We start from the raw sequence: 1,771 nt of genomic DNA on the forward strand, positions 1-1,771 counted from the left end.
AGAGACCGCTTTTTTCCAGGCTCTGCGCACCGGTTGCAGGGCATTGGTGAGGTCGTGGAGGGCGGCGGTCTTGGAGGGCATGGGGGTGACTCGTCAGTACATGGATCGTGGTAATTTAAATTCAAATCATTGCTTAGGCAATTGATTTGAGCGTCAAGATGTCCACCTTGTCATGCAGCTGTTCCGAGTCGATGCAGGCGGATGCCTGGCAGAGCGTTCCACAACGCAGGCGGGAGAAGGGCGGGTAGCCGAGCCTGGTATCGGTCGCAGCAGCGCTGGGCCAGTAACGAACCTCAGGGGCTGGTTTGCCCGTTGAACCATTGCTCATCGATAGCCTGAAGCATCTGCTCGGGGGGCGTCTGCCGGCTCATGCGCCCACGCTGGATGTGGCGGTGCTCGAATGAGCGCGCCCCTCGTGCCATCAGCTTGGCCTTGAGCCTCTCAATGTGCTCGTCGCCAAAGTTGCTGTTGTACGTGTTGAACAGCACGATGTGCTGGTCATCGAAGCGGTTGTGCTCGACGAAGCTCCAGAGCGGTGGCGCGGGGCTGTAGAGCCACACCGGTGAGCCGAGCCAGACGGTATCGAATGACGCCAGATCGATGTTGCTCGGGTTGATCTGCGGGAGTGCCCCGGCTCTTTCCTTGAGCCTGTAGGCGTCCTTGAGTGCATGCAGCAGACCGCTCAGGCCAAGCGAATAGGCTGGCGCCTCGAGCGCAAACAGTCGGGCTTCAAGGTGCCTGGCGATCTGCCGTGCGGCCAGTGCGGTATTGCCCGAGCGGGAGAAATACACCACGGCCGTACGGGCCTCGTCCCGCGGATTGACTTCGGGCTGTCGACTTGCCAGCTGGCGCGCCTGCAGGCTTTCTATCCAGGTGACCGCCAGCAGCTCCAGTATCACCACGGCGATAGGCACTCCCAGCAACAGGGCGATCCACTTGAACATCGTCGGCCTCGCTTTACATGAAGTATGGTTTGTCGCCGTCGCTGCCGGGCTTGTTCACCCCGAGGTCGGCGCCAATGTGCAATGTGGGCTGCTTGATGATCTGCACGATCAGGTCGGCCACGCTCTTGCGTGAAACCACGGTGCCGCTGAAGGGCTCGCCTTTGCCGGTGAGCTCGTAGTCCACCTCGTGCTCGTCGGTCAGCCAGGCCGGGCGCAGGATGGTGAAGTCCAGGCCCGAGGCCGCGATGGCATCCGCAGCCCGGCGGTAGGGCTTGAGGTCCTCGCCGATAGTGGCGCGGTTCCACTCGCCGAAGCGGCCTGGAACCTCGTCATGGATGCCCAGCGACAGGACGAAGATCAGGCGCCTCACCCCGGCGCTCTGCATGGCGGCGATGATGGCCAGGGCCTGTTTGTCCAGGTCTTCGCCGGCGAGATTGGCGTAGACGATGTCCTGCCCGGTCACGACTTTGCGCAGGAGCTTCTTGTCGAGGGCATCGCCGATCACCACCTGTGCGTTGTTCGGCTCCTCTCCGCTGAGCTTCCTGGGGTTGCGCAGCAGCAAGGTCTGCTGAACACCTTCGTGTTGCCCCAGACCTCGGGCCACCCATTGGGCGATCTGCCCGGTGGCGCCGAGGATGAGTACCCTTTTCATGACCGATCTGCCGTCCTACAGGTGCAGTTTGAAGAACGGCACGATCTGCGCCATGGCCAGGGCGACCGGCTCTGGCTGGTCGTAGAGGTCATAGTGCGACCAGCCTACCGCGACGAAGATCTGCTTGGCTTGCGATGCCGCCCGGCCATAGATCTCCCAGCCGTCGCGGTAGGCG

Annotated in this window: 2 protein-coding genes; both read right to left on the minus strand. The window is 62.5% G+C overall.

Annotation, left to right across the window (positions count from 1 at the left end; translation table 11 throughout):
• Positions 1 to 293 precede the first annotated feature (293 nt).
• A complete protein-coding gene (locus J0A65_RS22900) occupies positions 294 to 944 on the minus strand; it encodes a flavodoxin family protein (protein ID WP_206596610.1) in 651 nt (216 codons plus the stop codon).
• Between the two features lie 13 nt (positions 945 to 957).
• On the minus strand, positions 958 to 1,596 hold the full coding sequence (locus J0A65_RS22905; protein WP_206596611.1) for an SDR family oxidoreductase: 639 nt from the start codon (positions 1,594 to 1,596) through the stop codon (positions 958 to 960).
• Positions 1,597 to 1,771 lie beyond the last annotated feature (175 nt).

Source organism: Bowmanella yangjiangensis (assembly GCF_017255015.1).
In the GTDB taxonomy this organism is placed as follows: domain Bacteria; phylum Pseudomonadota; class Gammaproteobacteria; order Enterobacterales; family Alteromonadaceae; genus Bowmanella; species Bowmanella yangjiangensis.